Annotated in this window: 13 protein-coding genes; 10 read left to right on the top strand and 3 right to left on the bottom strand. The window is 67.8% G+C overall.

The genetic code is table 11. The features are described 5' to 3' along the window. The first annotated feature begins 229 nt into the window (after positions 1-229). The 7 genes from NP552_RS21175 to NP552_RS21145 all read left to right on the top strand — a co-directional run bounded on the left by NP552_RS21175 (position 230) and on the right by NP552_RS21145 (position 20,872). Positions 230-15,238, top strand: a complete 15,009-nt coding sequence (locus NP552_RS21175) for an autotransporter-associated beta strand repeat-containing protein (RefSeq protein WP_274097125.1) — start codon at positions 230-232, stop codon at positions 15,236-15,238. A gap of 95 nt (positions 15,239-15,333) precedes the next feature. Then, positions 15,334-17,028, top strand: coding sequence for a molecular chaperone HscC (locus NP552_RS21170; RefSeq protein WP_043864413.1), 1,695 nt, complete (start codon positions 15,334-15,336; stop codon positions 17,026-17,028). A 10-nt stretch (positions 17,029-17,038) separates the two neighbouring features. Further along, a complete protein-coding gene (locus NP552_RS21165) occupies positions 17,039-18,631 on the top strand; it encodes a J domain-containing protein (RefSeq protein ID WP_274097124.1) in 1,593 nt (530 codons plus the stop codon). Next, positions 18,628-19,185, top strand: a complete 558-nt coding sequence (locus tag NP552_RS21160) for a GNAT family N-acetyltransferase (protein WP_043864414.1) — start codon at positions 18,628-18,630, stop codon at positions 19,183-19,185. The genes NP552_RS21165 and NP552_RS21160 overlap by 4 nt, the downstream gene beginning before the upstream one ends. Before the next feature lie 73 nt (positions 19,186-19,258). Continuing rightward, on the top strand, positions 19,259-19,807 hold the full coding sequence (locus tag NP552_RS21155) for a hypothetical protein (RefSeq protein WP_054916297.1): 549 nt from the start codon (positions 19,259-19,261) through the stop codon (positions 19,805-19,807). Continuing rightward, complete coding sequence (locus NP552_RS21150) at positions 19,808-20,335, top strand: hypothetical protein (RefSeq protein WP_054916298.1); 528 nt, start codon at positions 19,808-19,810, stop codon at positions 20,333-20,335. 15 nt (positions 20,336-20,350) lie between these two features. Next, positions 20,351-20,872 (top strand): hypothetical protein, encoded by a 522-nt coding sequence (locus NP552_RS21145; protein ID WP_043864417.1) that lies wholly within the window; start codon positions 20,351-20,353, stop codon positions 20,870-20,872. Between the two features lie 4 nt (positions 20,873-20,876). On the opposite strand, the gene NP552_RS21140 is transcribed toward NP552_RS21145, so the two are convergent. Further along, on the bottom strand, positions 20,877-21,350 hold the full coding sequence (locus tag NP552_RS21140) for a DMT family transporter (protein ID WP_054916300.1): 474 nt from the start codon (positions 21,348-21,350) through the stop codon (positions 20,877-20,879). Between the two features lie 94 nt (positions 21,351-21,444). On the opposite strand from NP552_RS21140, the gene NP552_RS21135 reads away from it, so the two are divergent. Further along, positions 21,445-22,347 (top strand): LysR family transcriptional regulator, encoded by a 903-nt coding sequence (locus tag NP552_RS21135; protein WP_100633007.1) that lies wholly within the window; start codon positions 21,445-21,447, stop codon positions 22,345-22,347. A gap of 25 nt (positions 22,348-22,372) precedes the next feature. Beyond that, a complete protein-coding gene (locus NP552_RS21130; RefSeq protein WP_078479919.1) occupies positions 22,373-22,765 on the top strand; it encodes a lysozyme inhibitor LprI family protein in 393 nt (130 codons plus the stop codon). Between the two features lie 73 nt (positions 22,766-22,838). Here NP552_RS21130 and NP552_RS21125 read toward each other — a convergent pair whose 3' ends face one another. Both NP552_RS21125 and NP552_RS21120 read right to left on the bottom strand, forming a co-directional pair. Beyond that, complete coding sequence (locus tag NP552_RS21125) at positions 22,839-23,681, bottom strand: alpha/beta fold hydrolase (RefSeq protein WP_274097123.1); 843 nt, start codon at positions 23,679-23,681, stop codon at positions 22,839-22,841. Beyond that, positions 23,678-24,760, bottom strand: coding sequence for a sugar phosphate isomerase/epimerase family protein (locus NP552_RS21120; protein WP_078479921.1), 1,083 nt, complete (start codon positions 24,758-24,760; stop codon positions 23,678-23,680). The genes NP552_RS21125 and NP552_RS21120 overlap by 4 nt, the downstream gene beginning before the upstream one ends. Before the next feature lie 128 nt (positions 24,761-24,888). On the opposite strand from NP552_RS21120, the gene NP552_RS21115 reads away from it, so the two are divergent. After that, positions 24,889-25,518 (top strand): TetR/AcrR family transcriptional regulator, encoded by a 630-nt coding sequence (locus NP552_RS21115; RefSeq protein WP_043864423.1) that lies wholly within the window; start codon positions 24,889-24,891, stop codon positions 25,516-25,518. Positions 25,519-25,547: the final 29 nt, after the last annotated feature.

Genomic DNA, 25,547 nt, shown 5'->3' with positions numbered 1-25,547 from the left:
ACGCTGTAAGTTTGACGAGGCCCTGTATTCACGGGACCCATTGCCAAAGTATTAACACCATTTGACGTAACGCCTTTGCGCAAGGGCTCCGGGAAAGCGGCTACATATTCCAGCACTGGAATCGTAGTCGCCAAGGTCAGGCATTTCGACGTTAGTGTGTGTAGTTTCCACGGCGTACCCGTCGCACGCATTCAAGGAACGAACTGCCTGATCCACGAAGGAGTCGCCCGTGGACAGACGTGCCGTCAAGCTTGCCCCCACCCGTATTCGCCCCTTGTCGCTGGCCGTGAGCCTGGCCACCGCGGGAATCGCTTTCGGCCTGTTCAGTGCAACGGCCAGCGCCGCCTGTACCCCACTGGTCCCCGGTGCGGGCGCGACGGTCACCTGCACCCCGGGGTTGAACGGCAACGTCAGTTCCTCCGCCAACAACCTGACCCTTAACCTGAGCAATGGCTCGCAGATCAACGCGCCGTTGCTCGGCACGGCAGTCAACCTGACCGGCAACAACGTCACCCTGAACAACTCGGGCACCATCGACCCCGCATTCCTCGGGATCCTGAGCGGGCTCAGCTCCGGGATCAAGGTCGGCAACGCGGCGGCCAGCACGGTCAGCATCACCAACTTCAGCGGTGGCGTGATCAAGGGCACCACCGGTGTGCTCAGTGCCAGCCTGCTCAACCTCAACGGCCTGGCCCTGAGCGTGCAGAACGGCAACGGTGGCGTTACCACGCTGGTCAACGACGGCACCATCGGTTCATCGAACATTGTCGGCGTCAGCGTGCTGGCCCCAGACGCCCCGGTGGTGGCGGTGTATGGCGGCGGCAGCGTGAACATGACCAACACCGGCACCATCATCGGTCGCTTGGCGTTCCAGGCATCGGGCACTGCCACCGGCAATACCTTCACCAACAGTGGCGCGATCAGTGGCGGCGTGTCGATGGGGGCGAACTCCACCAACCGCTTCAACGCAATCACAGGTTCCAGTGTCAGTAGCGGGGGAGGTGTAGGCGTCGACCTGGGCATCGCCGGCATCAACCTGCTGTATGCGCCTAGCGGCAAGGTCGACGGCGGTGCCGGCGGCAGCAACACCCTTGCCCTGCAGAACGCCATCGGCGGGGGCACCGGTACCGGCGGCACGGGCACGCTTTCGGCCAGCAACTACATCAACTTCAACAACCTGCTCGTGCAGAGCGGCACCTGGACACTCTCCGGCGCGTTGCTCGGGGTCACCAGCACCAGCCTCAACGGCGGCTCGCTGGTGTTCGACGACGCCTCGACCTTCGGCACCGGCACCATCGCGGCCAACGGTGGCGCGCTGGGTGCGGGCGCGGCCAACCTGTCGCTGGCCAACGCCGTCACCCTCGGTGCCGGCGGGCTCGGCATCATCGGCGACAACAACCTGACCCTCACCGGCATCGTCAGCGGTAGCGGCGCCTTGACCAAGACAGGCGCCGGCACCCTGGGCCTGAGCGGGGCCAATACCTATACCGGCGGCACCTTCCTCAATGCTGGCGTACTGTCGCTCGCCAACGCCGCGGCCCTGGGCACCGGCAGCCTGAGCGTTACCGGGGCCGGCAGCCTGCAGGGCTCGGTACCGCTGGTGCTGAGCAACGCCGTGCAGCTGTCGGCAGCGCTGAGCCTGCCCGGCAGCAATGCGCTGACCCTGGGCGGTGTGGTCAGCGGCACCGGTTCGCTGAACAAGACCGGCAGCGGCGACCTGACCCTGGCCGCCAGCAACACCTATAGCGGCGGTACCACGCTGGGCGCCGGCAAGCTGATCCTCGGCAATGCCGCCGCGCTGGGGGGCGGTGCATTGACTGCGGCCGCCGGCACCAGCCTGGACACCAGCAGTGCGCTGACCCTGGCCAACGCCATCAGCCTGGGCGGTGCGCTGACCCTCACCGGCAGCAACAACCTGACCCTCGGCGGCGTCATCGGCGGCAACGGCAGCCTGGTCAAGAACGGCACCACCAACCTCAACCTCACGGGCACCAACACCTTCACCGGCGGCCTGCTGCTCAGCGGCGGCAGCCTGACCGTTGGCAACGGTGCGGCGCTGGGTACCGGCGCGCTGACCCTGGGCGCCAATGCCAGCCTGGACGCCAGCAGCGCAGTCAACCTCAACAACGCCGTGGTGCTCGGCGCCAACACGCTGAGCCTGCTGGGCACCAGCGCGACCACCCTGGGGGGCGTGGTCAGCGGTACCGGCGGGCTGATCAAGAGCGGTGCGGCCGACCTCACCCTGGGCGCGGCCAATACCTTCGGCGGCGGGGTGCAGTTGCAGGCCGGCAAGCTGATCGTCGGCAACAATGCGGCGCTGGGTACCGGCACGCTGGCCGTGGCCGATGGCACCACGCTGGACAGCACCAGCTCGGTTGCCCTGGCCAATGCCATCAGCCTGGGCGGCAACCTGACCCTGGCCGGCAGCAATGCCCTGACGCTCGGCGGCGTGGTGTCGGGCAGCGGCGGGCTGGTCAAGAACGGCGCCGCGCTGCTCACGCTCAACGGCAACAACAGCTTCCAGGGCGGTGTGACGCTCAATGCCGGCGGCCTGATGGTGGGCGCGGCCAACGCCCTGGGCAGCGGCGCCCTGAACACCACGGGCACCGCCAGCCTGGATGCGAGCGTGGCACTCAGCCTGGCCAACGCGGTCAACCTTGGCGCCGACCTGACCGTCGGCGGCACGGCCAATCTTGGCCTGGGCGGCCCGATCAGTGGCGCGGGCGGCGTGATCAAGAACGGCGCAGCCGACCTGACCCTTGCCGGCAACAACACCTACGTGGGCAACACCCGGCTCAACGCCGGCAAGCTGGTGCTCGGCAGCAGCACGGCGCTGGGGCAGGGCGCACTGATCGCGGCGGACGGTACCCGCCTTGACGCCGCCCCGGGCGTGACCCTGGGCAACGCCCTCACGCTCAACGGCGCGCTGACCCTCGACGGTAGCAACGACCTGGCCTTGCAAGGCCTGATCAGCGGCAATGGCAGCCTGATCAAGAACGGCACCACCAACCTGACCCTCAGCGGCAACAACACCTTCATCGGCGGTACCACCCTGAACGCCGGTACCCTGACCCTGGCCAGTGCCGCAGCGCTGGGCACCGGCGCCCTGACTGTCGGCGGCGCGGCGAGCCTTGCCAACAGTTCACCGCTGGTACTGGCCAATGCCGTGGTTCTCAATGGCGTGCTGACCCTGCCGGGCACCAGCAACCTGACCCTGAACGGCGTCATCAGCGGCGCCTCGGGCCTGAGCAAGAACGGCGCGGCCAACCTGACGCTGGGCGCTGCCAATACCTTCGGTGGCGGCGTGGCGCTCAATGCCGGCACGCTGATCCTGGGCAACAGCACCGCACTGGGCACCGGTACGCTGGCTGCTGCCGGCAACACCTCGCTGGACGCCACCAAAGCCCTGACGGTGGGCAATGCCGTGACCCTGGCCGGCAACCTCAACCTGCTGGGCAGCAACACCCTCAACCTCGGCGGCGTGATCAGCGGCGCAGGCGGCCTGACCAAGGCCGGCGGTGCCGACCTGACCCTGAGCGGCGCCAACACCTTCAGCGGCGCCACCAACCTGAACGCCGGCAAATTGATCGTCGGCAGCAACACCGCGCTGGGCACCGGCGTGCTGAACGCAGCCGGCAACACCCAACTGGAGGCCAGCACGGCGGTCAGCCTGGCCAACCTGGTCAACCTGGCCGGCAACCTGGGCATCGGCGGGGCCGCGAACCTGACGCTCAACGGCGTGGTGGGCGGCACCGGCAGCCTGACCAAGACGGGCACGGCCACCCTCGGCCTGAACGCGGCCAATACCTATCAAGGCGGTACCAACCTCAATGGCGGCGGCCTCAGCCTGGGCAACAACCAGGCACTGGGCAGCGGCGCACTGAACGTGGGCGGCGCTGCCACGCTCGACAACAGCGTGGCGCTCAACCTGGCCAACCAGGTGAACCTGAACGCCAACCTGAGCGTTGTCGGCAGCAATGACCTGACCCTGGGCGGTGTGATCGCCGGGGCCGGTCAATTGATCAAGAATGGTGCCGCCACCCTGACCCTCAATGGCCTCAACACCTTCACCGGCGGGACCTTGCTCAATGCCGGCGCGCTGGTGCTGGGCAATGCCTCGGCGCTGGGCAATGGCGCACTGAACGTGACCGGTGCGGCCAGCCTCGACAATAGCGCCAGCTTCGCCTTGGCCAACGCGATCAACCTGGGTGCCAACCTGACCCTGGCCGGCAGCAACGACCTGACCCTGGGCGGCGTGATCAGCGGCGCCGCCGGGCTGGTCAAGAACGGGGCGAGCAACCTGACCCTCAATGGCGTCAACACCTTCCAGGGCGGCACCGTGCTCAATGCCGGCGGCCTGACCCTGGGCAATGCCAATGCCCTGGGCACCGGCGCGTTGACCGTGGCCGGCAACGCCAGCCTGGACAACAGCGCCAGCTTCGCACTGGGCAACAACCTGATACTCAATGCCGACCTGAGCCTGGCGGGCAACAACGACCTGAGCCTGGGCGGGGTGATCAGCGGCACCGGTGGCCTGATCAAGAATGGCCTGGCCGACCTGACCCTGAGCGGCAACAACACTTTCAGCGGCGCGGTCAACGTGCTCAACGGCAGCCTGACCACGGTCGGTGCCGGCGCGCTGGGCAATGCCTCGGCGGTGAACGTGGGGCTGGGCGCCAGCCTCAACCTGGGCAACAGCAGCAGCCTTGCCAGCCTCACCGGCAGCGGCAGCGTGAACCTGGGGGCCGGTACCAACCTGAGCGTGGGCGCGGGGGATGCCAGCAGCGTGTTCACCGGCGGCCTGGCCGGGGCCGGTGGCCTGATCAAGGTCGGCGGCGGCAGCCTGGAACTGGCCGGCAACAACGGCCTGCTCACTGGCACCACCCAGGTCAATGGCGGCACCCTGAACGTCACCGGTTCGCTGGGCAGCAACCTGGTGCAGGTCAATACCGGCGCCACCCTCACCAGTACCGGCACCGGCAGCGTGCTGGGCGCGGTGACCATCGCCGATGGCGGCCACCTGGCGGCCAACAGCGGCAGCAGCCTGACCCTGGGCTCGCTGGTGCTCAACGCCAACTCCAACCTGGACGTGGGCCTTGGTTCGCCGGCTACCGGCGGCAATGCGCTGATCAAGGTCAACGGCAACCTGACCCTGGACGGCACCCTCAATGTCAGCGACATCGGCGGCTTTGGCACCGGTATCTACAGCCTGATCAACTACACCGGCCAGCTCACCGACAACGGCCTGGTGATCGGCAGCATTCCCGGCAGCGTGCAGCTGGGCGACCTGCAGGTACAGACCTCGATCGGCAGCCAGGTCAACCTGCTGGTCGGTGGCGCCAATGGCAGCGTGTTGTTCTGGGACGGCACCGGCCTGGTCGGCAACGGCGTGATCCAGGGCGGCAACGGCACCTGGGATGCCCTGAGTACCAACTGGACCACGGTCAACGGCACCGGCAACCGTGACTGGAGCAGCAACTTCGCGGTATTCCAGGGCGCCGCAGGCGACGTGCTGGTCAATGGCGCGCAGTCGATCACCGGCCTGCAGTTCGTCACCGATGGCTACCGCCTGCTCAATGGCGTGACCGGCCAGCTGAACCTGGTCAATGGCAGCAATGGCGCCACTACGGTGCGTGTCGATCCGGGTGTGACCGCCACGGTTGGTGTCGCCCTGGGCGGCAGCGGCCTGCTGAGCAAGGTCGACAGCGGCACGCTGGTGCTAAACGCCAGCAACAGCTACAGCGGCGGCACCGCCCTCAATGGCGGCACCCTGGTGGTGGGCAACAACCTGGCGCTGGGCAGCGGTGCGCTGACTGCCGCCAACGGCACCACGCTGGACAGCAACGCCAGCATCGCCCTGGGCAACAGCGTCAACCTGCTCGGCGGCCTGACGGTGGCCGGCAGCAACGATCTGGCCCTGAACGGCAGCATCAACGGCGCCGGCAACCTGACCAAGAACGGCGCTGCCACGCTCACCCTGGGCGGCGCCAACAGCTACACCGGCGGCACCACCCTGGCCGCTGGCCGGCTGCTGCTGGGCAATGACCTGGCCCTGGGCACAGGCGCGCTGCACGTGACCGCTGCCAGCAGCCTGGCAGGCACTACCACGACCAACCTGGCCAACGCCATCGACCTGGGCGCCAACCTGACCCTCGACGGCCTCAACGCCATGACCCTCAACGGCATCGTCAGCGGCAGCGGTGCCCTGAACAAGACCGGCACGGGCAACCTGACCCTCAATGGTGCCAACACCTACCAGGGCGGCACCAGCGTCGGCGGCGGCACCCTCACCCTGGGCAATGGTGCGGCACTGGGCAGTGGTGCGCTGAACGTCACCGGCGCGTCCAGCCTGGCGACCAGCACCCCGCTGAGCCTGGCCAACGCGATCAACCTGGGCGCCGACCTGACCCTGCCGGGCACCAGCAACCTGGTGCTCAATGGCGTGATCGGCGGCAGCAGCGGGCTGGTCAAGAACGGTTCGGCCAGCCTGACCCTCAATGGCAACAACACCTATCAGGGCAGCACCAGCCTCGCCGGCGGCACCCTGATCGTCGGCAGCAACACCGCACTGGGCACCAGCACGCTCACTGCACAGGCCGGCACGTCACTGGACGCCAGCAGCGCCGTGACCCTGGGCAATGCCATCGGCCTGCTCGGCGGCCTGACGGTGGTCGGCAGCAACGACCTGACCCTTGCCGGCAACCTCACCGGCAGCGGCGGGCTGAGCAAGGATGGTGGCGCGACGCTTACCCTGTCGGGCAGCAACACCCACCTGGGCAACACCTTGCTCAATGGCGGCCGCCTGGTCCTGGGCAGTGACCAGGCGCTGGGCCTGGGTAACCTGGTGGCAGCAGGCGGCACCACGCTGGACAGCAGCCTGGATGTCACCGTGCTCAACGCCGTATCGCTGGCCGGCAACCTGACCGTTGGCGGCACCCACGACATCACCCTGGGCGGCCAGGTCAACGGTGCCGGCAGCCTCACCAAGAATGGCGCGGGCAACCTGACCCTGACCGGTGCCAACGCCTGGCAGGGCGGCACCACCCTGAACGCCGGCACCCTCACCGTGGGCAATGCGCTGGCGCTGGGCAACGGCGGCCTCAGCGTGGGCGGGGCGTCCACCCTGGCCAGCAGCGCTGCGGTGAACCTCGCCAACGCGGTCAACCTGGGCGCCAACCTGACGGTCGCCGGCAACACCGACCTGGGCCTGACGGGCGTGGTCAGCGGCACTGGCGGGCTGATCAAGACCGGTGGCGGCAACCTCGCCCTCACCGCTGCCAACACCTACAGCGGCGGCACCACCCTGAATGCCGGCACCCTCACCGTAGGCAACGCCACCGCACTGGGCAGCGGCGCGCTGACGGTCGGCGGCGCCTCCACCCTGGCCAGCAACACCGCGCTGAACCTGGGCAACACCATCGGCCTGAATGCCGACCTGACCGTCGCCAACAGCGCCGGCCTGACCCTGGGCGGCGACATCAGCGGTGCGGGCGGCCTGATCAAGACCGGCACCGGGGTGCTGACCCTGGGCGGCAACAATACCTACCAGGGCGGTACAGCGCTCAATGCCGGCGGCTTGCTGCTGACCTCGGCCACGGCGCTGGGCAGTGGCACCCTGACCGCCGCCGGCGCCACCACGCTGGACACCAGCACCGCGCTGACCCTGGACAATGCCCTTGTACTGACCGGCAACCTGACCCTGCTCGGCGCGCAGAACCTGGCCCTGACGGGCGCGATCAGCGGCGCGGGCGGCCTGGTCAAGACCGGCGCCAGCGACCTGACCCTGAGCGGCGCCAACACCTACAGCGGCGACACCCTGCTGGGCGCCGGCCGCTTGATCGTGGGCAGCGACAGCGCACTGGGCGTCGGTACCCTGCGCACCAGCAACAACACCATCCTCGATGCCAGCACGGCGGTGACGCTGGGCAATGCGCTGAACATCGTCGGCAACCTGAACGTCGGCGGCAGCAACGACCTGACCCTGAACGGCGTGATCGACGGCCCCGGCGACCTGACCAAGAACGGCGCTGCGACCCTCACCCTCAACGGCAGCAACACCTACAGCGGCGAGACCATCCTCACCGCCGGCACCCTGGTGCTGGGCAACAACAATGCGCTGGGCACCGGGGTGCTGTCGGTCACCGGCAACTCGAGCCTGAGCAGCGGCAACAGCGCCGTGGTGGTGAACAACGGCATCGGCCTCAATGCCAACCTCACCGTCAACGGCAGCAACGACTTCGGCCTGGGCGGCGTGATCAGCGGCAACGGCCAACTGATCAAGACCGGTAGCGGCAACCTGACCCTGAGCGGCACCAACACCTACTCCGGTGGTACCAGCCTGGGCGGCGGCACCCTGACCGTCACCAATGGCGCTGCGCTGGGCAGCGGCGCACTGAGCGCGACGGGCACCAGCACCCTGGGCAATACCCAGGCTGTCACGCTGCTGAATGCCATCGCGGTCAATGGCGACCTGACCCTGGACACGGCCGCCAACCTGACCTTGGGTGGGGTTATCAGTGGCTCGGGCAACCTGATCAAGAGCGGCGCCCAGGAACTGGTGGTGTTCGGCAACAACACCTTCAGCGGCACACTCGATATCACCCAGGGCATGCTGACCACCTTGAATAGCAACGCCCTGGGCAATGTCGCCAGTGTCAACCTGGGCAGCGGCACCGACCTGAACCTGAACGGCAACACCAGCATCGGTGCACTCACCGGCAGCGGCACCACCAATATCGGCCTGGGCAGCACGCTGAGCCTGGGCAGTACCAACCTGGACAGCGTCTTCGCCGGTGCCCTGGTCGGCAGCGGCGGCTTGAACAAGGTCGGCACCGGCGTGCTGGAACTTGCCGGCATCAGCAACCTGGGCGGCGCCAGCCAGGTCAGCGGCGGTACCTTGAACGTGTCGGGCGCCCTGAACGGGGGGAACCTGACGGTCAATTCCGGCGCGACCCTGACCGGCAGCGGCAGCGTGGGCGGGCTGACCAGCATCGTCAACGGCGGCCACCTGGCCGGCACCAGCGGCACCCAGCTCAGCTTCGGCTCGCTGGCGCTGGCGCCCAACGCCAGCATCGACGTCGCACTCGGCTCGCCCGTCACCGGCGGTACCTCGTTGTTCAATGTTGCCGGCAACCTGACCCTGGGTGGCACGCTCAACATCACCGATGACGGCGGCTTCGGCAATGGTATCTATCGCCTGTTCGATTACGGCTCGCTGACCAACAACGGGTTGGTGCTGGGCAGCCTGCCGGGCAGCGTCACGCCCGGCGAGCTGCAACTGCAAACCGCGATTGCCGGCCAGGTCAACGTGCTGGTCAACTCGCCCAACCTGATCGTGCAGTTCTGGGATGGGGCGGGCACTGTCCCCGATGGCGTGGTGCAGGGCGGCAGCGGCACCTGGAACACCACCACCACCAACTGGACCGACCTCAACGGCACCGTCAACGACGTCTGGCAGGGGCAGTTCGCGGTGTTCCAGGGCGCCGCGGGCGGCGTGGTCACGGTCGAAGGTGGCCAGGCCGTCAATGCCCTGCAGTTCATCACCGACGGCTACCAGCTGGTCGCCGGCAGCGGCGGCGTGCTCAACGCCGTCAACGGCAACAGTGGCAGCTTTGCGGTACGTGTCGACCCGAACGTGACTGCCACCCTGGGCCTGCCGGTCAATGGCAGCGCGACCCTGGCCAAGCTCGACAGCGGCACGCTGGTGCTCAACGGCGCCAACGGCTACACCGGCGGCACGCAGCTCAATGGCGGCACCCTGGTGGTCGGCAATGACGGCGCGCTGGGCAGTGGCACGCTGACTGCGGCCAATGGCACCACCCTGGACAGCAACAAGGCGGTGAGCCTGGCCAACACCATTGGCCTGCTCGGCCAACTGAGCATTGCCGGCAGCAACGCACTCACGCTGGACGGTGACATCAGCGGCAACGGCGGCCTGCTCAAGGCGGGCGGCGCCAGCCTGACGCTCAACGGCGACAACAGCTACACCGGCCCTACCGCCCTGAATGCCGGCACGCTGGTACTGGGCAGTGACACCGCACTGGGCGTCGGCGCCCTCAACGCGGCCTCGGGCACGCAACTGGACAGCAGCAGCGCACTGTCGCTGGCCAACACCTTCAACCTTAGCGGCAACCTGACGCTGCTCGGCAGCAACGACCTGACCCTCAATGGCCTGGTCAACGGCGCCGGCAGCCTCACCAAGCAGGGCAGCGGCAGCCTCACGCTCAATGGTGCCAACGGTTTCACGGGCGGTACCGTACTGCAGAGCGGCACCCTGAATGTCGGCAACGCCGGGGCGCTGGGCAGTGGCGCGCTCACCGTCAGTGGCGCCTCCAGCCTGGTCAATGGCAGTGCGCTGTCACTGGCCAATGCCATCGTGCTCAACGCCGGCCTGACCCTGCCGGGCAGCAACAACCTCACCCTGGGCGGTGTCATCAGTGGCACGGGCAGCCTGAACCACACCGGCAGCGGCGGCCTGACCCTCACCGGGGTGAACACCTACAGCGGCGGCACCCAGCTGGGTGCCGGCAACCTGACGCTGGGCAACGGCTCGGCGCTGGGCAGCGGTGCCCTGAGTGTCAGCGGCACCTCCACCCTGACCACCACCAGCGCCATGACCCTGGCCAACGCGGTGGATGTGGGCGGCACGCTCAACGTGGCGGGCACCAACAACCTGACCCTGGCCGGCGTGCTCAGCGGTGCGGGCACCCTGAACAAGAACGGTGCGGCCAACCTCACCCTCAGCGGCAACAACAGCTTCAGCGGCATCCTCAACATTCTCTCCGGCAGCCTCAGCACGGTGGGCAGCGGTGCACTCGGCAACCCGGCCGAGCTCAACCTGGGCAACGGCGCCAGCCTCAACCTGGGCGGCACCACCAACCTGGGCGAGCTCAGCGGCAGCGGCACCGTGAACGTGGGCGCCGGTACCGGCCTGCAAGTGGGCGAGGGCACGTTCGGCGGGGTGCTCAGCGGCACCGGTACGCTGGTCAAGACCGGCACCGGCACGCTGACCCTGGGCGGTGGCAATACCCTGAGCGGGGCCACCACCGTCAGCGGCGGCAGCCTCATCGTCAATGGCAGCCTGGCCAGCAGCACGGTCACGGTGAACAGCGGCAGCACCCTGGGCGGCACCGGCAGCCTCGGCGGCGCGCTGACCGTCGCCGACGGCGGGCACCTGTCGCTGCGCAGCGGCGATACCCTGAGCGTCGGCTCGCTGGTACTGGGCGCGGACGCCAACCTGGATGCGGCCCTGGGCGCTCCTGTGGTGGGTACCCCGGCGCTGATCAACGTGGGCGGCAACCTGACCCTGGACGGCAAGCTCAATGTCACCGACCTGGGCGGTTTCGGTGCGGGCGTGTATCGCCTGATCGACTACAGCGGCGCGCTGACCAACAACGGCCTGGCCATCGGCAGCGTGCCCAATGGGGTCATCGCGGGCGATCTGGATGTGCAGACCGCCGTCAACAACCAGGTCAACCTGGTGGTGGGCGGCAGCAACAACAACGTGCTGTTCTGGGACGGCAGCCAGACTGTCGGCAATGGATCGGTCGACGGCGGCGCCGGTGTCTGGAGCGTTGGCGGCACCAACTGGACCGATGCCAACGGAGCGCTCAACCAGGCCTGGAACGGCACCTTCGCTGTGTTCCAGGGCACGGGTGGCGCGGTGACCGTCGATGGTGTGCAGACCGTCAACGGCCTGCAGTTCCTCGACAATGGCTACGTGCTGAGCGGTGACGCGCTGAACCTCACCAACGGTGCCCAGGGCACCGGCAACGTGCGTATCGGCAACGGCGTGAGCGCCACACTGAACGTGGACATCAACGGCAGCGGCACCCTGGCCAAGCTCGAAGGCGGCACCCTGGTGCTCAACGGCAACAACGGCTATACCGGCGGCACCCAGCTCAACGGCGGCACGTTGGTGGTGGGCAGCAACACCGCCCTGGGCAGCGGTGCGCTGACGGCTGCCGACGGCACCACGCTGGATGCCAACCAGGCCGTGACCCTGGGCAACGCCGTGACGCTCGGCGGTGCGCTGACCATCGCGGGCAGCAATGACCTTGATCTCACCAACCTCGTCAGCGGCAGCGGCAGCCTGGTGAAGAACGGTACGGCCGACCTGACCCTGGCCGGCGCCAACACCTACCAGGGCGGTACGCGCCTCAATGCCGGCAGCCTGACCCTGGGCGACAACGCTGCACTGGGCAGCGGCGCGCTTACGGTGGGTGGCACTGCGCAGCTGGACGGCACGCTTGACCTGCAACTGGGCAACGCCGTCAGCCTGGCCTCGCAACTGACCCTGGGCGGCAGCCACGACCTGACCCTGAACGGGGTGATCAGCGGCAACGGCAGCCTGGTGAAAAACGGCAATGGCGCACTGCTGCTGAACGGTGCCAACACCTACAGCGGCGGCAGCACCTTCAACGCCGGCAGCGTGCAGGGCAATACCAGCAGCCTGCAGGGCGCGATCCTCAACAACGCTGCGCTGACCTTCGAACAGGCCAGCAACGGTACCTACACCGGCAACCTCACCGGCAGCGGCACGTTGATCAAGAACGGCAGCGGGCAACTGCTGATGACCGGCAACAGCGGCTTCACCGGCGCCACCACGGTCAACGCCGGCAGCCTGCTGGTCAACGGCAGCCTGGCCAGTGCCACGGTGCAGGTCAACAACGGGGCGACCCTGGGCGGCAGTGGCAACTACGCCGGCACGGTCAACCTGGCCAGCGGTGCGACCCTGGCGGCGGGCAGCGGCGCCACGCCACTCAAGGTCGGTGCGCTCAACCTGGATGCCGGCAGCAATGTCGACCTGGCGCTCGGGCAGGCATCGGCCTCGACCACCGTGGTCAAGGTGGCGGGCGACCTCACCCTTGATGGCACGCTCAACATCAGCAACGCCGGTGGCTTCGGCAGCGGCGTTTACCAGCTGTTCAGCTACGGTGGCAACCTGACCGACAACGGCCTGCTGTTCGGCCTGCTGCCAGGCGGCACCTTGCCAGGCCAACTGACCCTGCAGACGGCCATCGCCCAGCAGATCAACCTGGTGGTGCAGGGCGCCGGTGGCGCACTGCAGTTCTGGAACGGCGGCAAGACCAATGCCGACGGCACCATCGGTGGCGGCAGCGGTACCTGGGGCAACGGCACCAACTGGACCGACGTCAACGGCAACCTGAGCGAATCCTGGGATGCGCAGTTCGGCGTGTTCGGTGGTCAGGCGGGGACCGTCACCGTGGCCGGCAACCAGTCCTTCACCGGCCTGCAGTTCCTCACCGGCGGCTACCAGCTGGTGGCCGGCAGCGGCGGCAGCCTGACACCGGTCAATGCAGCCAATGGCGACCTGGCCGCCGTGCGCGTGAACACCGGCGACAGCACGCAGATCTCGGCGCCGCTGGTGGGCGCGGGCGGTATCGAAAAACTCGACGCAGGCACGCTGATCCTGAGCGGCGCCAACACCTACACCGGCGGCACCAGGGTCAGCGGCGGTACGCTGGTGGGCAACACCACCAGCCTGCAGGGCAACATCGTCGACAACGCCAGCCTGGTGTTCCAGCAGGACACCGACGGCCGCTTCAACGGTGTACTCAGCGGCACCGGCAACACCGTCAAGCAGGGTAGCGGCAGCCTGCTGCTGACCGGCAACCAGCCGTTCAGCGGCAACCTGGCGGTCAACCAGGGCCTGCTGCTGGTGGGCAATGCGGCCAACCCGGGCACGGTGCTCGGGGCCAAGGTCACGGTGGGGGCCGGTGCCGCACTGAGCGGCAACGGCAGCGTGGGCTCGCTGGTCAACAACGGTGTGGTGCAGCCTGACCCGGCCAGTGGGCTCAAGGTCGGCGGCAACTTCACCAACGCCCCGGGCGGCACCCTGCAGGTGGTGGTCGGCAACCCCGCCAGCAGCGGCCTGACCGTGGGCGGCACGGCCAACCTGGGCGGCAGCCTGGTGGTGCTGAACTCGGCACCGGTCTCGGGCAACGCGCAGTACACCGTGGTGACTGCCGGCGGCGGGGTGAACGGCACCTTCACCACCGTGCAGTTGCCGGATACGCCGTTCTACGACACCACCCTCAACTACGGCAGCAACCAGGTCGGCGTCACCATCAGCCGCAACGGCACCAGCCTCGGCGATGTGGCTTCGACCCCCAACCAGCAGGCCGTGGCCGGCGCACTGGGCAGCAGCGGGGCACCGGCGGCGGTACTGGGCGCGGTCATGGCGCAGAACCGTGGTGGCGTTCAGGCGGCGCTGGACAGCCTGTCGGGCGAGATCCATGCCAGTACCGCCAGTGCGCTGATCGAAGACTCGCGCTACGTGCGCGAAGCGGTCAACGACCGCCTGCGCCAGCCAGGCTGCATGCGCGAGGAGGATCCGCGTCGGGCCCTGGCACCGAACGCCAACCAGCTCACCAGCGACGGTTGCCACGACGAGGCCGTGGGCTGGGCGCAGGCACTGGGCACCTGGGGCAAGATGGACGGCAACAGCAACAGCGCCAGCATCGACCGCAACGTGCAGGGCTTCCTGCTCGGGGTGGACCGCAGCCTGAACAGCGACTGGCGCGTGGGCGTGGCCGCCGGCTATACCCGCAGCGACCTGGATGCCAGCGGCCGCCGTTCCGATGCGAGCATCGACAGCTACCACCTGGCCACCTACCTGGGCTACCAGCTCGATGCCTTCTCGGCCCGCGTGGGTGCGGCGTACAGCTGGCACGACATCGAGAGCAAGCGTGACGTCGCCATCGGCAGCTACGACGACCGCCTCAAGGCCAAGTACAAGGCGCGCACCGCGCAGGTGTTCGGCGAGGTGAGCTACGCCATCGAGGCAGGCGGCGTGGCGCTGGAACCGTTCGCGGGCCTGGCCTACGTCAACTACGACAGCGACACTGCACGCGAGAAGGGCGGCGCGGCGCGGCTCAAGGCCAGTGCCGACCAGGACATCACCTTCTCCACCGTGGGCCTGCGGGCGGGCAAGGCGTTCAAGCTGGCCAACGGCAGCACCCTGACCCCGCGTGGCAGCCTGGGCTGGCGGCATGCCTACGGCGACACCAAGCCCGATGCCGACCTGCGCTTCATCGAGGGCGGCGCCGGCTTCACCACCCAGGGCGTGCCGATCGCCCGCGATGCGGCGGTGGTCGAGGCGGGGCTGGACCTGTCGATCGGGCAGGCCGGCAAACTGGGCCTGGGCTATTCGGGGCAGCTGTCCAGCGACACCCGCGACCATGCGGTAACGGTGAGTTTCAGCATGGGGTTCTAGGCGGCGAACGACGATCACGGCGCGTGAAGGCGGTGGCTTGAGCGCAGGTACCTCAAGTACCATCGCCCTCTGATTTGATGAGAGGGAAGTCGCTGATGATCGTCGGTATCGACCTGGGCACGACCCACAGCCTGGTGGCGGTGTGGCGCGATGGCGCCACTGAACTGGTGGCCAACGCACTCGGCCACACGCTCACCCCCAGCGTGGTGGGGCTCGACGACCAGGGCCGGGTGCTGGTCGGGCAGGCGGCGCGCGAGCGCCTGCACACCCATCCGCACCTGACCACCGCATTGTTCAAGCGCTACATGGGCAGCAACCAGCAGGTCACCCTGGGTGGGCGTGCCTACCGCCCCGAAGAACTCTCGGCACTGGTGCTCAAGAGCCTCAAGGAAGATGTCGAGCGTGCCTATGGCGAGCCGGTCACCGAGGCGGTCATCAGCGTGCCGGCCTACTTCAGCGATGCCCAGCGCAAGGCCACCCGCGTGGCCGGCGAACTGGCCGGGCTGCGCGTCGACAAACTGATCAACGAACCCACCGCCGCCGCACTCGCCTACGGCCTGCACCAGCGCGACAAGGAAACCTCGTTTCTGGTCTTCGACCTGGGTGGCGGCACCTTCGACGTGTCGATTCTGGAGCTGTTCGAAGGGGTGATGGAGGTGCGCGCCAGCGCCGGCGACAACTACCTGGGCGGTGAAGACTTCGACCAGTTGCTGCTGGAGCATTTCGTGCAGGCCCAGCAGGGCAACGACTTCCCCGGCGCGACCACGCTGCTGCAGCCACTGCGCCGCGAGGCCGAGCGTGTACGCCGGCAGCTGGGTCAGGCCCAGCAGGCCGACTTCGTGGTACGCGTGGAGGGCCGCGAATGGCGCCACGTGTACACCCAGGACGCCCTGGCCGACCTGTTCGCACCGCTGCTGGCACGTCTGCGCACCCCCATCGAACGCGCCCTGCGCGATGCGCGCATCCGCGCCTCGGACCTGGACGAAGTGCTGCTGGTGGGCGGTACCACGCGCATGCCGCTGGTGCGCAAGCTGGCGGCCGGGCTGTTCGGGCGCTTCCCTTCGATCAGCCTCAACCCCGATGAAGTGGTGGCCCACGGCGCCGCCGTGCAGGCCGCGCTCAAGGCCCGGGATGCCGCGCTCGAAGAGGTGGTGCTGACCGACGTGTGCTCCTACACCCTGGGCATGGAAACCGTGCGCCAGGTCGGTGACCGCCACGAGAGCGGGCACTACCTGCCGATCATCGAGCGCAACAGCGTGGTGCCGGTGAGCCGGGTGCAGACGGTGTACACCGTCGGCGACCAGCAGGAGCAGGTGCTGGTCAAGGTGTTCCAGGGCGAGAGCCGCCTGGTGCGCGACAACGTGCTGCTGGGCGTGCTGGAGATTCCGGTGCCACGGCGCAAGGCCGGCGAGGTGGCCCTGGACGTGCGCTTCACCTACGACATCAACGGCATTCTCGAAGCCCAGGTGAGCATCCCGCTGACCGGCGAGCAGCATGCCCTGGTGATCGAGAACAACCCCGGCGTACTCAGCCCCGAAGAGGTACGCGAACGCCTGGCGGCGCTGGCCGAGCTCAAGACCCACCCGCGTGACCAGCAACCCAACACCCTGTTGCTGGCGCGCCTGGAGCGCCTGTATCAGGAAAGCCTGGGCGAGGTACGTGAGCTGATCGGGGCCTGGGCCGCGCAGTTCCAGCGCGTGCTGGAAACCCAGGACGAGCGCCAGATCCGCGAGGTGCGCCACGAGCTCGAACAGCGCGTGAATGAACTGGGCCAGGATAGCTGGCGCTGAAGGAGCGGCAATGAGTGACGTGATCGAAGACTGCTGGAGCGTGCTGGCCCTGGCCCCGGGCGCTGATGAACGCAGTATCAGGCGCCAGTATGCGCGCCTGCTCAAGGTGCACCGCCCCGACGAGGACCCCGAGGCCTTCCAGCGCCTGCGCGAGGCCTATGAACAGGCGCTGGCGCGCAGCCGCTGGGCACACGAGGACGATGCAGCGCCAGCGCTGGAATCGGCCGATGTGCCAGCCCCGCAGGCCGCGGCGGTGCACGTCGACGTCGAACCCACACCCGCCAGGGAGCAACAGGCCCGCGCGCTGCTCGAAGGGCTGGACCCTGCGCAGCTCGACAACCTGTGGCGCCAGGCCGGTGAACTGGGGTGCGAGGCGGCCTTCGAGCAGCAGTTGCTGCAGCGCAGCCTGGATGACGAAACCCTGCGCCTGCCCATCCTGCACTGGGCGGTGCCGAGGCGTGGCTGGTTCACCCCCTGGCAGGCGGTGCCGATCGGCGCGTACCAGGGCGACGAACTGCTGGGCAGCCTCTGGCAAGCCTGCCACGCGCAGTTGCAGCACTATTTGCAGGCGGGCGACGAACAGGCGTTTTTCGCCAGCCTGCAGCACTGGGGCGGGCAGGCCTGGCTGGAGCCCTTCGACCGCCGCGAGCAGTTCCAGGCCATGCTGCTGGAGCTGCTGCACGATCACCCCGGCAGCAGCACCGCGCTGTTCGAACGCGTGTGCGGCTACTTCAACTGGAGCGACGATGACGGTGGCCCCCGGCCCGCGCACCTGTGGCAGGGCCTGAACGAGCGCTGCCGTCGCGATACCTGGTTCGCCCGCCAGCAGGCCCTGGCCGAGCAGTGGCACTGGCACACCAACCCCGAGGGCAATGCGGCCTACCTGCTGCTGCGCAACCTCGAGTTCAAGCAGCAGGTGGCGCTGGCCCAGGGCTTCAGCGAGGCCGACTGGGAAGCCTGTGAGCACCTGACGCAAACCCTGCTCTACCACTACCCCGAACTGCTTGACCAGGTGCCGCACCGCGACCTGTACTTCTGGCGCAGGCTGGCGCCGCGCCCGCTGCACCCGCGCAGCTACCTGCGGGTGATGAGCTGCATGGTGCTGGTGATCGTGCTGTGGCTGGCGGGGCCGGATTTCTTCGCGCACCCCTCCAATGTACTGATTGCCGCCGTGGTGGGCTCGCTGCTGACGGTGCAACTGTCGGCGGTGTTCATGCGTTTCTGGCTGTGGACCGCGCCGAACCTGCTGGCGCTGGACCTGCGCCTGAGCGAATGGCTGATCCCGCGTCGGTTCAACCCCGATGGCGAGCGTCTGCTGCTGCGCCATGGCGTGCCGCGCCTGCTGCTGGCACTGCCGATCTACCCGATGCTGGCCGGTACCCACCCGTGGACCGGTATCGTCGCGCTGACGGGCTACTTCGCTGTCGGGCTGCTTGGCCTGTTGCCGTATCAGCCACCACAGGAAGGCGGCCCGGTGTGGCGCCAGCCGTGGGTGACGCTGCACCGGCTCTACGAATTCAACCTGGCCCAGGCCGCGGTCCTGCTGGTAACGGTGGGCGTGGTGGCGTGGTGGCAGGTTCACCCACCAGGAGTAATTTCATGAGTTTGCCTGAAGCTTTCGACACCGCGCTGTGCCTGAACGGGCCGCGCCTGCAACTGCGGCCCATGCAGGCCCGCGATGCCGAGCAGTGGCTGGGGATCATGGCCGACCCCGAGGTGATGCGTTACTGGCACCACGGGCCGTGGCAGACCCTGGACGAAGCCGAAGTGGCCTTGCTGGCCGACCGCGCCGCCTACCTGGCCGGGCGCAGCCTCAAGCTGGGTATCTACCCCCAGGGCAGCGACCTGCTGCTGGGCATGTGCCAGTTCTTCAACATCGACGCCGAGTCGCGCCGCGGCGAAATCGGCTACTGCCTGGCCAGCAGCGCCCAGGGCCAGGGCTACATGGGCGAGGCGCTGGAGCTGTTCGTCGAGTACCTTGCCATCGGCCTGAACATGCGCCGCCTCGAGGCCGAGATCGACCCGCGCAACGGTGCCTCGGCGCGCACCCTCGAACGCATGGGCTTCGAGCGTGAAGGGCTGCTGCGCGAGCGCTGGTGCATCGCCGGCGAGGTGTCGGATTCGGCGTTGTACGGGCTGCTGCTCGAATCGGCCTGAATGACTTGGACAGCGGGGCAGGCGATGGGCTATCGTCGCGCCCCGCTTCCCACCCGGCTGAATGGACTTACTGGTGCGCTTCGATTTCCGCTTGCTGAGCCTGCTGCTGTACCTCGCCTGCCTGTACCCGGAGGCCTGCGCCTGGGGGCACGATTCGGTGCTGCGCGGCATGCACGCGCTGTCGATGGGCTGGCTGGCCGGCGGCCTGTGGTTCGCCAACCCGCTGCTGCTGGGCGCCTTCGCAACCCACCGCAAAGACCCCAAAACCGCTTACCGCCTGGGCTGGTGCGCACTGCTGCTGGCGGGCTCGGCCCTGGCGCTGGGCTGGACCGACTGGTCGCCGATCCCGCCGGCGCCCCACGGCGGGCCTGACGTGCGCACCGGCTACTACCTGTGGCTGGCCTCGATGCTGGCATTCGTGATCGGCCAGCACCGCTACCGGCGCCAGCCCAGGCTTACCCAGCCAGCGCTGGGCTGGCTGCACTGGGTGCTGGTGGCGGGTATCGTGCTGACCATTCCACTGTCGTTCGTCAAGGCCACCGTCGCGCCGGCGCGACCGGTCTACATGAACCTCGGCGAGCCACCAGCGGCCTGCGACGACTGCGAACTCGGGGTCAACTAGATGCTGGCACTGTTCAAGCGGCATTACGTGGTACTGAGCCTGGTGCTGTACCTGGGCAGCCTGTTTCTGGATGCCGTGCCGGTCAGCGAGGTGACCATGCGCGGCATGCATGTGCTGACCCTCGGCTGGCTGGGTGGCAGCGCCTGGTGGGCCAACCCGCTGCTGTGCCTGGCACTGATGCTGCGGCGCAACCGGCCGCTGCTGTCGCTGTTGGCGGCGGTCGCGGCACTGGTGCTGGCGGCGCAGTGGCTGCCAGTGATCGGCTGGGGCGACAGCGCGCTGGTGCCGCGCAAGGCCAATGGCCAGGCCAACCTGCTCGGCGCCTACTACCTGTGGTTGCTGGCGTTGGCGGCATACGTGGCCGGCCAGTTTCTCAACCGCCGGCAGGCGCCGGGCGGGCCGGGCCAGGGCTGGCTGGCCTGGGTGCTGGTGGCGGCGATCTATGCCACGGCGGCGTTCTCGTTCAGCGTGGGCAGCGGCGCCAATGTCACGCCCCCGGCCCCGGCAATACCCTCCAATTCCATCTGACCTGCGGACACTCCTGTGAAACGTCATTACCTCACGCTCAGCCTGGTGCTGTACGTGGCCTGCCTGTATTTCAATGCCTACTACACCGACAACGGTGCCCACATGAGTTCGGTATGGTTGCTGGTGTACGGGCTGTGGGGCATCCCGTTCCAGATCTATGGCTGGTTTGCCAACCCGGTCTTCGGCCTGGCGCTGCTGGCCCATCGCTGGTGGCCGCGGGTGGGGTTGGGCCTGTCGGTGCTGGCGCTGCTGCTGGGGCTGTCGTTCCTGGTGGTGAGCACGGTGCCGGACAACACGCCGCAGTCCTACGATTTCGTGCAACTCACCGCGCTGGGCGTGGGGTACTACCTGTGGATCGGCGCCTTCGTACTGATGACCCTGGGGCAGGCGCTGCACTGTCGTGACCGGCGCGAGGTGCGCCAGGTGCCGCGTCTGCGCGTTGTCGACTGGCTGCTGTTGCTGGTGGTGCTGGGGGTGATCCTGTTCAATGCGTTCCCCCAGCACGGCTACGTGTTCGAGCGCACCCACCCCTGGTGAGCCCTCAACGGTTGGCGCGGGTGCCCCATTGCACCACCAGCATGCCGACGATGATCAGCGCCACCCCGGCGATGCGCAGGCCGTTGACCGGGCGCGATGGCAGGCCCATCAGCCCCCACTGGTCGATGATCAGCGACGAGAGTACCTGGCCGGCGATCACGCATACGATGAAGCCGGCCGCGCCCAGGCGCGGGGTGAGGATCAGCGCCGCGGTGATGTAGGCCACCCCGGCCACGCCACCCAACCACGCCCACCACGGCGCCTGGCCGAGGTTGGCCAGTTGCGGCAGCGGTGCGCGCATCAGCAGCAGGGCCGGCAGCACCATCAGCACGCTCACCGCCAGCGAGATCAGCGTGGCCCACAGCGGGTGCCCGAGCAGGCGCCCGAGCGCGGCGTTGGCGCCGGCCTGGAACGGCACGGCGGCACCGGCCAGCAGGGCGACAAGCAGCGGTATGGCGACAGCGAGGTTGAGGTTCATGGTGGTTTCCTTCTGGCTATGGAGGGCTTGGTACAGTCTTGGTTATCTGTTTCACTGATGGAAATTCGAATTGTGCACAGGGGCTATTCGCCACATGGATGATCTGCGCCGTATCGACCTCAACCTGCTGCTGACCCTGCATGCGCTGCTGGCCGAGCAGCACGTCTCGCGCGCGGCCTTGCGCCTGCACCGCAGCCAGCCGGCGGTGAGCCATGCGCTGGCGCAGTTGCGCGAGATCTTCCAGGACCCGCTGCTGGTGCGCCGTGCGGGCCGCCTGCAGCCCACGTTGCGTGCGCTGGAACTGGCGGCGCCGTTGCAGGATGCCCTGCAGCAACTGGATGCGCTGCTGGGCAGCCCCGGTTTCGAGCCGGCGCGGGCGCGGCGCAGCTTTCGCCTGGCGATGTCGGACTATGGCGCGCGGGTGGTGCTGCCGGGCCTGATGCGCTGCCTGCGCGAGACCGCACCGGGCATCGACCTGGTGGTCAGCCAGGGCAGCCGCGAGGCGATGCTCGGCCAGTTGCTCGATGGCGAGGTGGACCTGGCGCTGGGCGTATTCCCCACCCTGGCCGAGCCGTTGCAGGCTGCCACGCTGTTCGAGGAGGGGTTCGTGTGTGTGGCCGACCGCGCCACGCTGCCGGCCCGTGGCGGGCTGACACTGCCCGCCTGGCTGGCGCGCCCCCATGTGCTGGTGGCGATGCGGCCCGGGGCCGACAACGAGATCGACCAGGCCCTGGCGGCGCTGGGGCAGCAGCGCCGGGTGGTGCTGGCGTTGCCGCACTGGGCCGCGGCCAGCGACGTGCTGGTGGGTACCGACCTGGTGCTGACCGTGGCGCGGCGCAGCGTGCAGAACATCAAGGCGCTGCGTGGGTTGCGCTGTTTCGAGCCGCCGCTGGCGATTCGCGCGTTCGCCTTTCAGCAGGTGTGGCACGAGCGACGCAAAAAGGAAGCGGCGCACCATTGGTTGCGCGAGCAGGTCATGCGAGCCTGTGCGCCCTAGGCAGTCAGAACAGGAGAGGCAAGCCATGAGTATCAAGCGGATGATGGGGGTTGCGGTGCTGTCGCTGGCGGCAGTTGCGCCGCTGGCGCTGGCGCAGGACAAGACTTCGGTGGCGTACAAGGCCTGCATGGACACCGCGAACACCACGGTGAGCATGAACGAATGCAACAACGCCGAGATCGCCCGTCAGGACAAACGCCTGAACCAGGTCTACAAGAAGGCCATGGCCGCGTTTGGGCCGGTGCAGCAGGGCAAGCTCCGGGATGCGCAGCGGGCGTGGATCAAGTACATCGACAGCAACTGCGATTTCTACTTCACGCAGACCGGCGGCACCATGGACATCCTCAATGGCGGTGGCTGCCGCCTGCGCATGACCTCCGAACGCGCGGATGAGCTGGAGGCATTGCAGGCGCCTTGAACGCCCTTCGCCGGCAATGGCACGCGCTCGATGACAGGCGCGCGCCTTGCTGGCGAAGGCCGCGCCGCAACCCTCAGCGCAGAAACGGCAGCAGGTGCCCGACAAATGCCTCGGGCGCCTCTTCGGTCACAAAGTGCCCGCAGCCATCGATGATCGCGCCCTGCAACGTGGCGGCGCGCCCCTCCAGGGTTGCCCGCGGCGCATCATTGGTTGCCAGTTGCGCCCCGATCGCCAGCACCGGCATGCCCAGTGGCACCTGCCCGCGCTGCTGGTTCTGGCGAATCGTTTCGGGTATCGCGCGGTAGTAGGCAAACCCGCCACGCAAGCCCCCCGGCGCCGAATACGCCTGCACATAGGTATCCACCGCCACCCGATCCAGGCGCACAGCCCATTTCTCGAACATGAACCTCAGGTACTGCGCTTCGCGCCCGGTAATCAGCGCCTCGGGCAGGTCCTGCAACTGGTTGAACATGAAGTGCCACAGGAAGATGTTCTGCTCCGGCGGCGCGAAGATCGACGGCGCCGGCGCCAGGCCCGGAATCACCGCTTCGCTCAGGCACAGCCGGTTCACCACCCCCGGAAAATCGCTGGCCAGGGCATACCCCACCCACATGCCCACATCGTGGCCCACCACGGCATAGCGTTCGTGCCCCAGTTGCCCCATCAGCGCGTGCAGGCGGGCGGCGCAGGTGCCGGTGTCGTAGCCGTCCAGCGGCTTGTCGGAAAGCCCCATGCCGGGAAGGTCCACGGCAATCGCCTGGTAACCGTTGTCGGCCAGGGCCGCCATGACGTGCCGCCAGGTGTACCAGGTCTGTGGCCAGCCGGGGATCAGCAGTACCGGTGCCCCTTCGCCCTGGGTGACGTAGTGCAGGCGCAGGCCGTGCACATGGGCGTAATGGTGAGAATGCGTGCTCATCGTTGCAGCTCCCCGACAGGGTTGCCTTCAAGGCCGAGCATCCTGGCGATGACCGCCGGCGCCACCGGGGTACCGGCGAAGTCGTCGAACACCGTGTCGGTGACCTGGATGATGTGCCGGTTGATGAACGCCACGCCTTCACGTGCCCCATCGTGCTGGTTTTTCAGGCAGCACTCCCACTCCAGCGTGGCCCAGCCGCTGTAGTCGTATTCGGCCAGCTTGCTGAAGATGCCCTTGAAGTCGACCTGCCCGTCCCCCAGCGAACGGAAGCGTGCGGCGCGCTTGAGCCAGGGTTGATAACCGCCGAACAGGCCCTGCTTGCCGGTGGGCAGGAACTCGGCGTCCTTGACGTGGAACATGCGGATGTAGTCCCGGTAGTGGTCGATGAACGCCAGGTAGTCGAGTTGCTGCAGGATCAGGTGGCTGGGATCGAACAGCATCTTGCAGCGCGGGTGGTGGCCGACGTGTTCGAGAAACAGCTCGAAGCTTGCGCCGTCGTGCAGGTCTTCGGCGGGGTGAATTTCGAAGCACAGGTTGATGCCCTGTTCGGCGCAGGTATCGAGCACCGGCAGCCAGCGCCTGGCCAACTCGGCGAAGGCTGTTTCAACAAGGCCGTCGGGTCGTTGCGGGAAGGGAAAGACGTACGGCCATGCCAGTGCGCCGGAAAAAGTCCCCATGTCGCTCAGGCCCAGGCGCCGCGACGCGATGGCCGCGCAGGTGAGCTGGTGCACCGCCCAGGCACTGCGGGCAGCCGCGTCGCCCTGCAGGTGGGCCGGTGCAAAACTGTCGCACAAGGCGTCGTATGCCGGGTGTACCGCCACCAGCTGGCCAAAGAGATGCGTGGTCAGCTCACTGATCACCAGCCCGTGTTCGGCCAGCATGGCAGTGATGTCGTCGCAGTAGGCCTGGCTGCTTGCGGCTAGCTCGACATCGAACAGACGCTTGTCCCAGGCCGGTATCTGCAACGCCTTGAAGCCCATGTGCGCAGCCCACCGGGCGATGTTGGGCAGTGAGTCGAACGGTGGCTGGTCGGCACTGAATTGCGCCAGATGCAGGCTGGGGCCTTTCAACGTGATCATGTGGAACTCCTATTGTTTGTTGATCGACAAACAATAAGGATGCAGCCTGCGCGTCGTCAAGTATTCTTTGTCTTTCGACAAACAATTACGGATAATGCCGCCTTCATTCCTGGTTGGAGACTATCGAGATGGCAGGCCGACCACGCCAGTTCGACCGTGAAGCCGCGTTGCGCACCGCCCGGGATGTGTTCTGGGCACGAGGGTTCGAAGCCACGTCCATGAGCGACCTGGTGGCTGCGCTGGGTATCGCTTCGGCGCGCATCTATGCCGCGTTCGGCTCCAAGGAGCGCTTGTTCAAGGAGGCCATCGAGCTGTATGAGCGCGAAGAGGGCGCATTTTCGACCCAGGCGCTGAGCGAGCAACCCACGGCCTACCAGGCCATCGAGCGGCTGTTGCTCGATGCCGTCGACCTGTACACCCGCCCAGCGGGTCCACTGGGCTGCATGGTGGTGTCGGCAGCCACCAACTGCTCGGCCGACAACGACGCCGTGCGCGAATGGCTGGCCGACCACCGCCGCGAAAAAACCTTGTCGATCATTCAGCGCTTGCAGCAGGCGGCCGAGGCGGGCGAGTTGAAACCCGAGGTCGATGTGCAATCGCTGGGCGATTTTTTTGCCACGCTGCTGCATGGGTTGTCGGTGCAGGCCCGCGACGGGATCGCGCGTGAGCGCCTGCTCAAGGCAGTGGCGCCGGCCATGCAGATGCTGGCCCTGGCTACCGGTGGGCATGGACCATCGGCCGCCGATCAAATACCCTGACACCGTCATTTCCCAACCCCGTACCGACC

The sequence above is a fragment of the Pseudomonas sp. 8209 genome (genome assembly GCF_028682105.1).
GTDB lineage: Bacteria > Pseudomonadota > Gammaproteobacteria > Pseudomonadales > Pseudomonadaceae > Aquipseudomonas > Aquipseudomonas palmensis.
The sequence above is the reverse complement of the archived record's forward strand: the minus strand, read 5'-3'. Positions and strand labels throughout refer to the sequence as shown.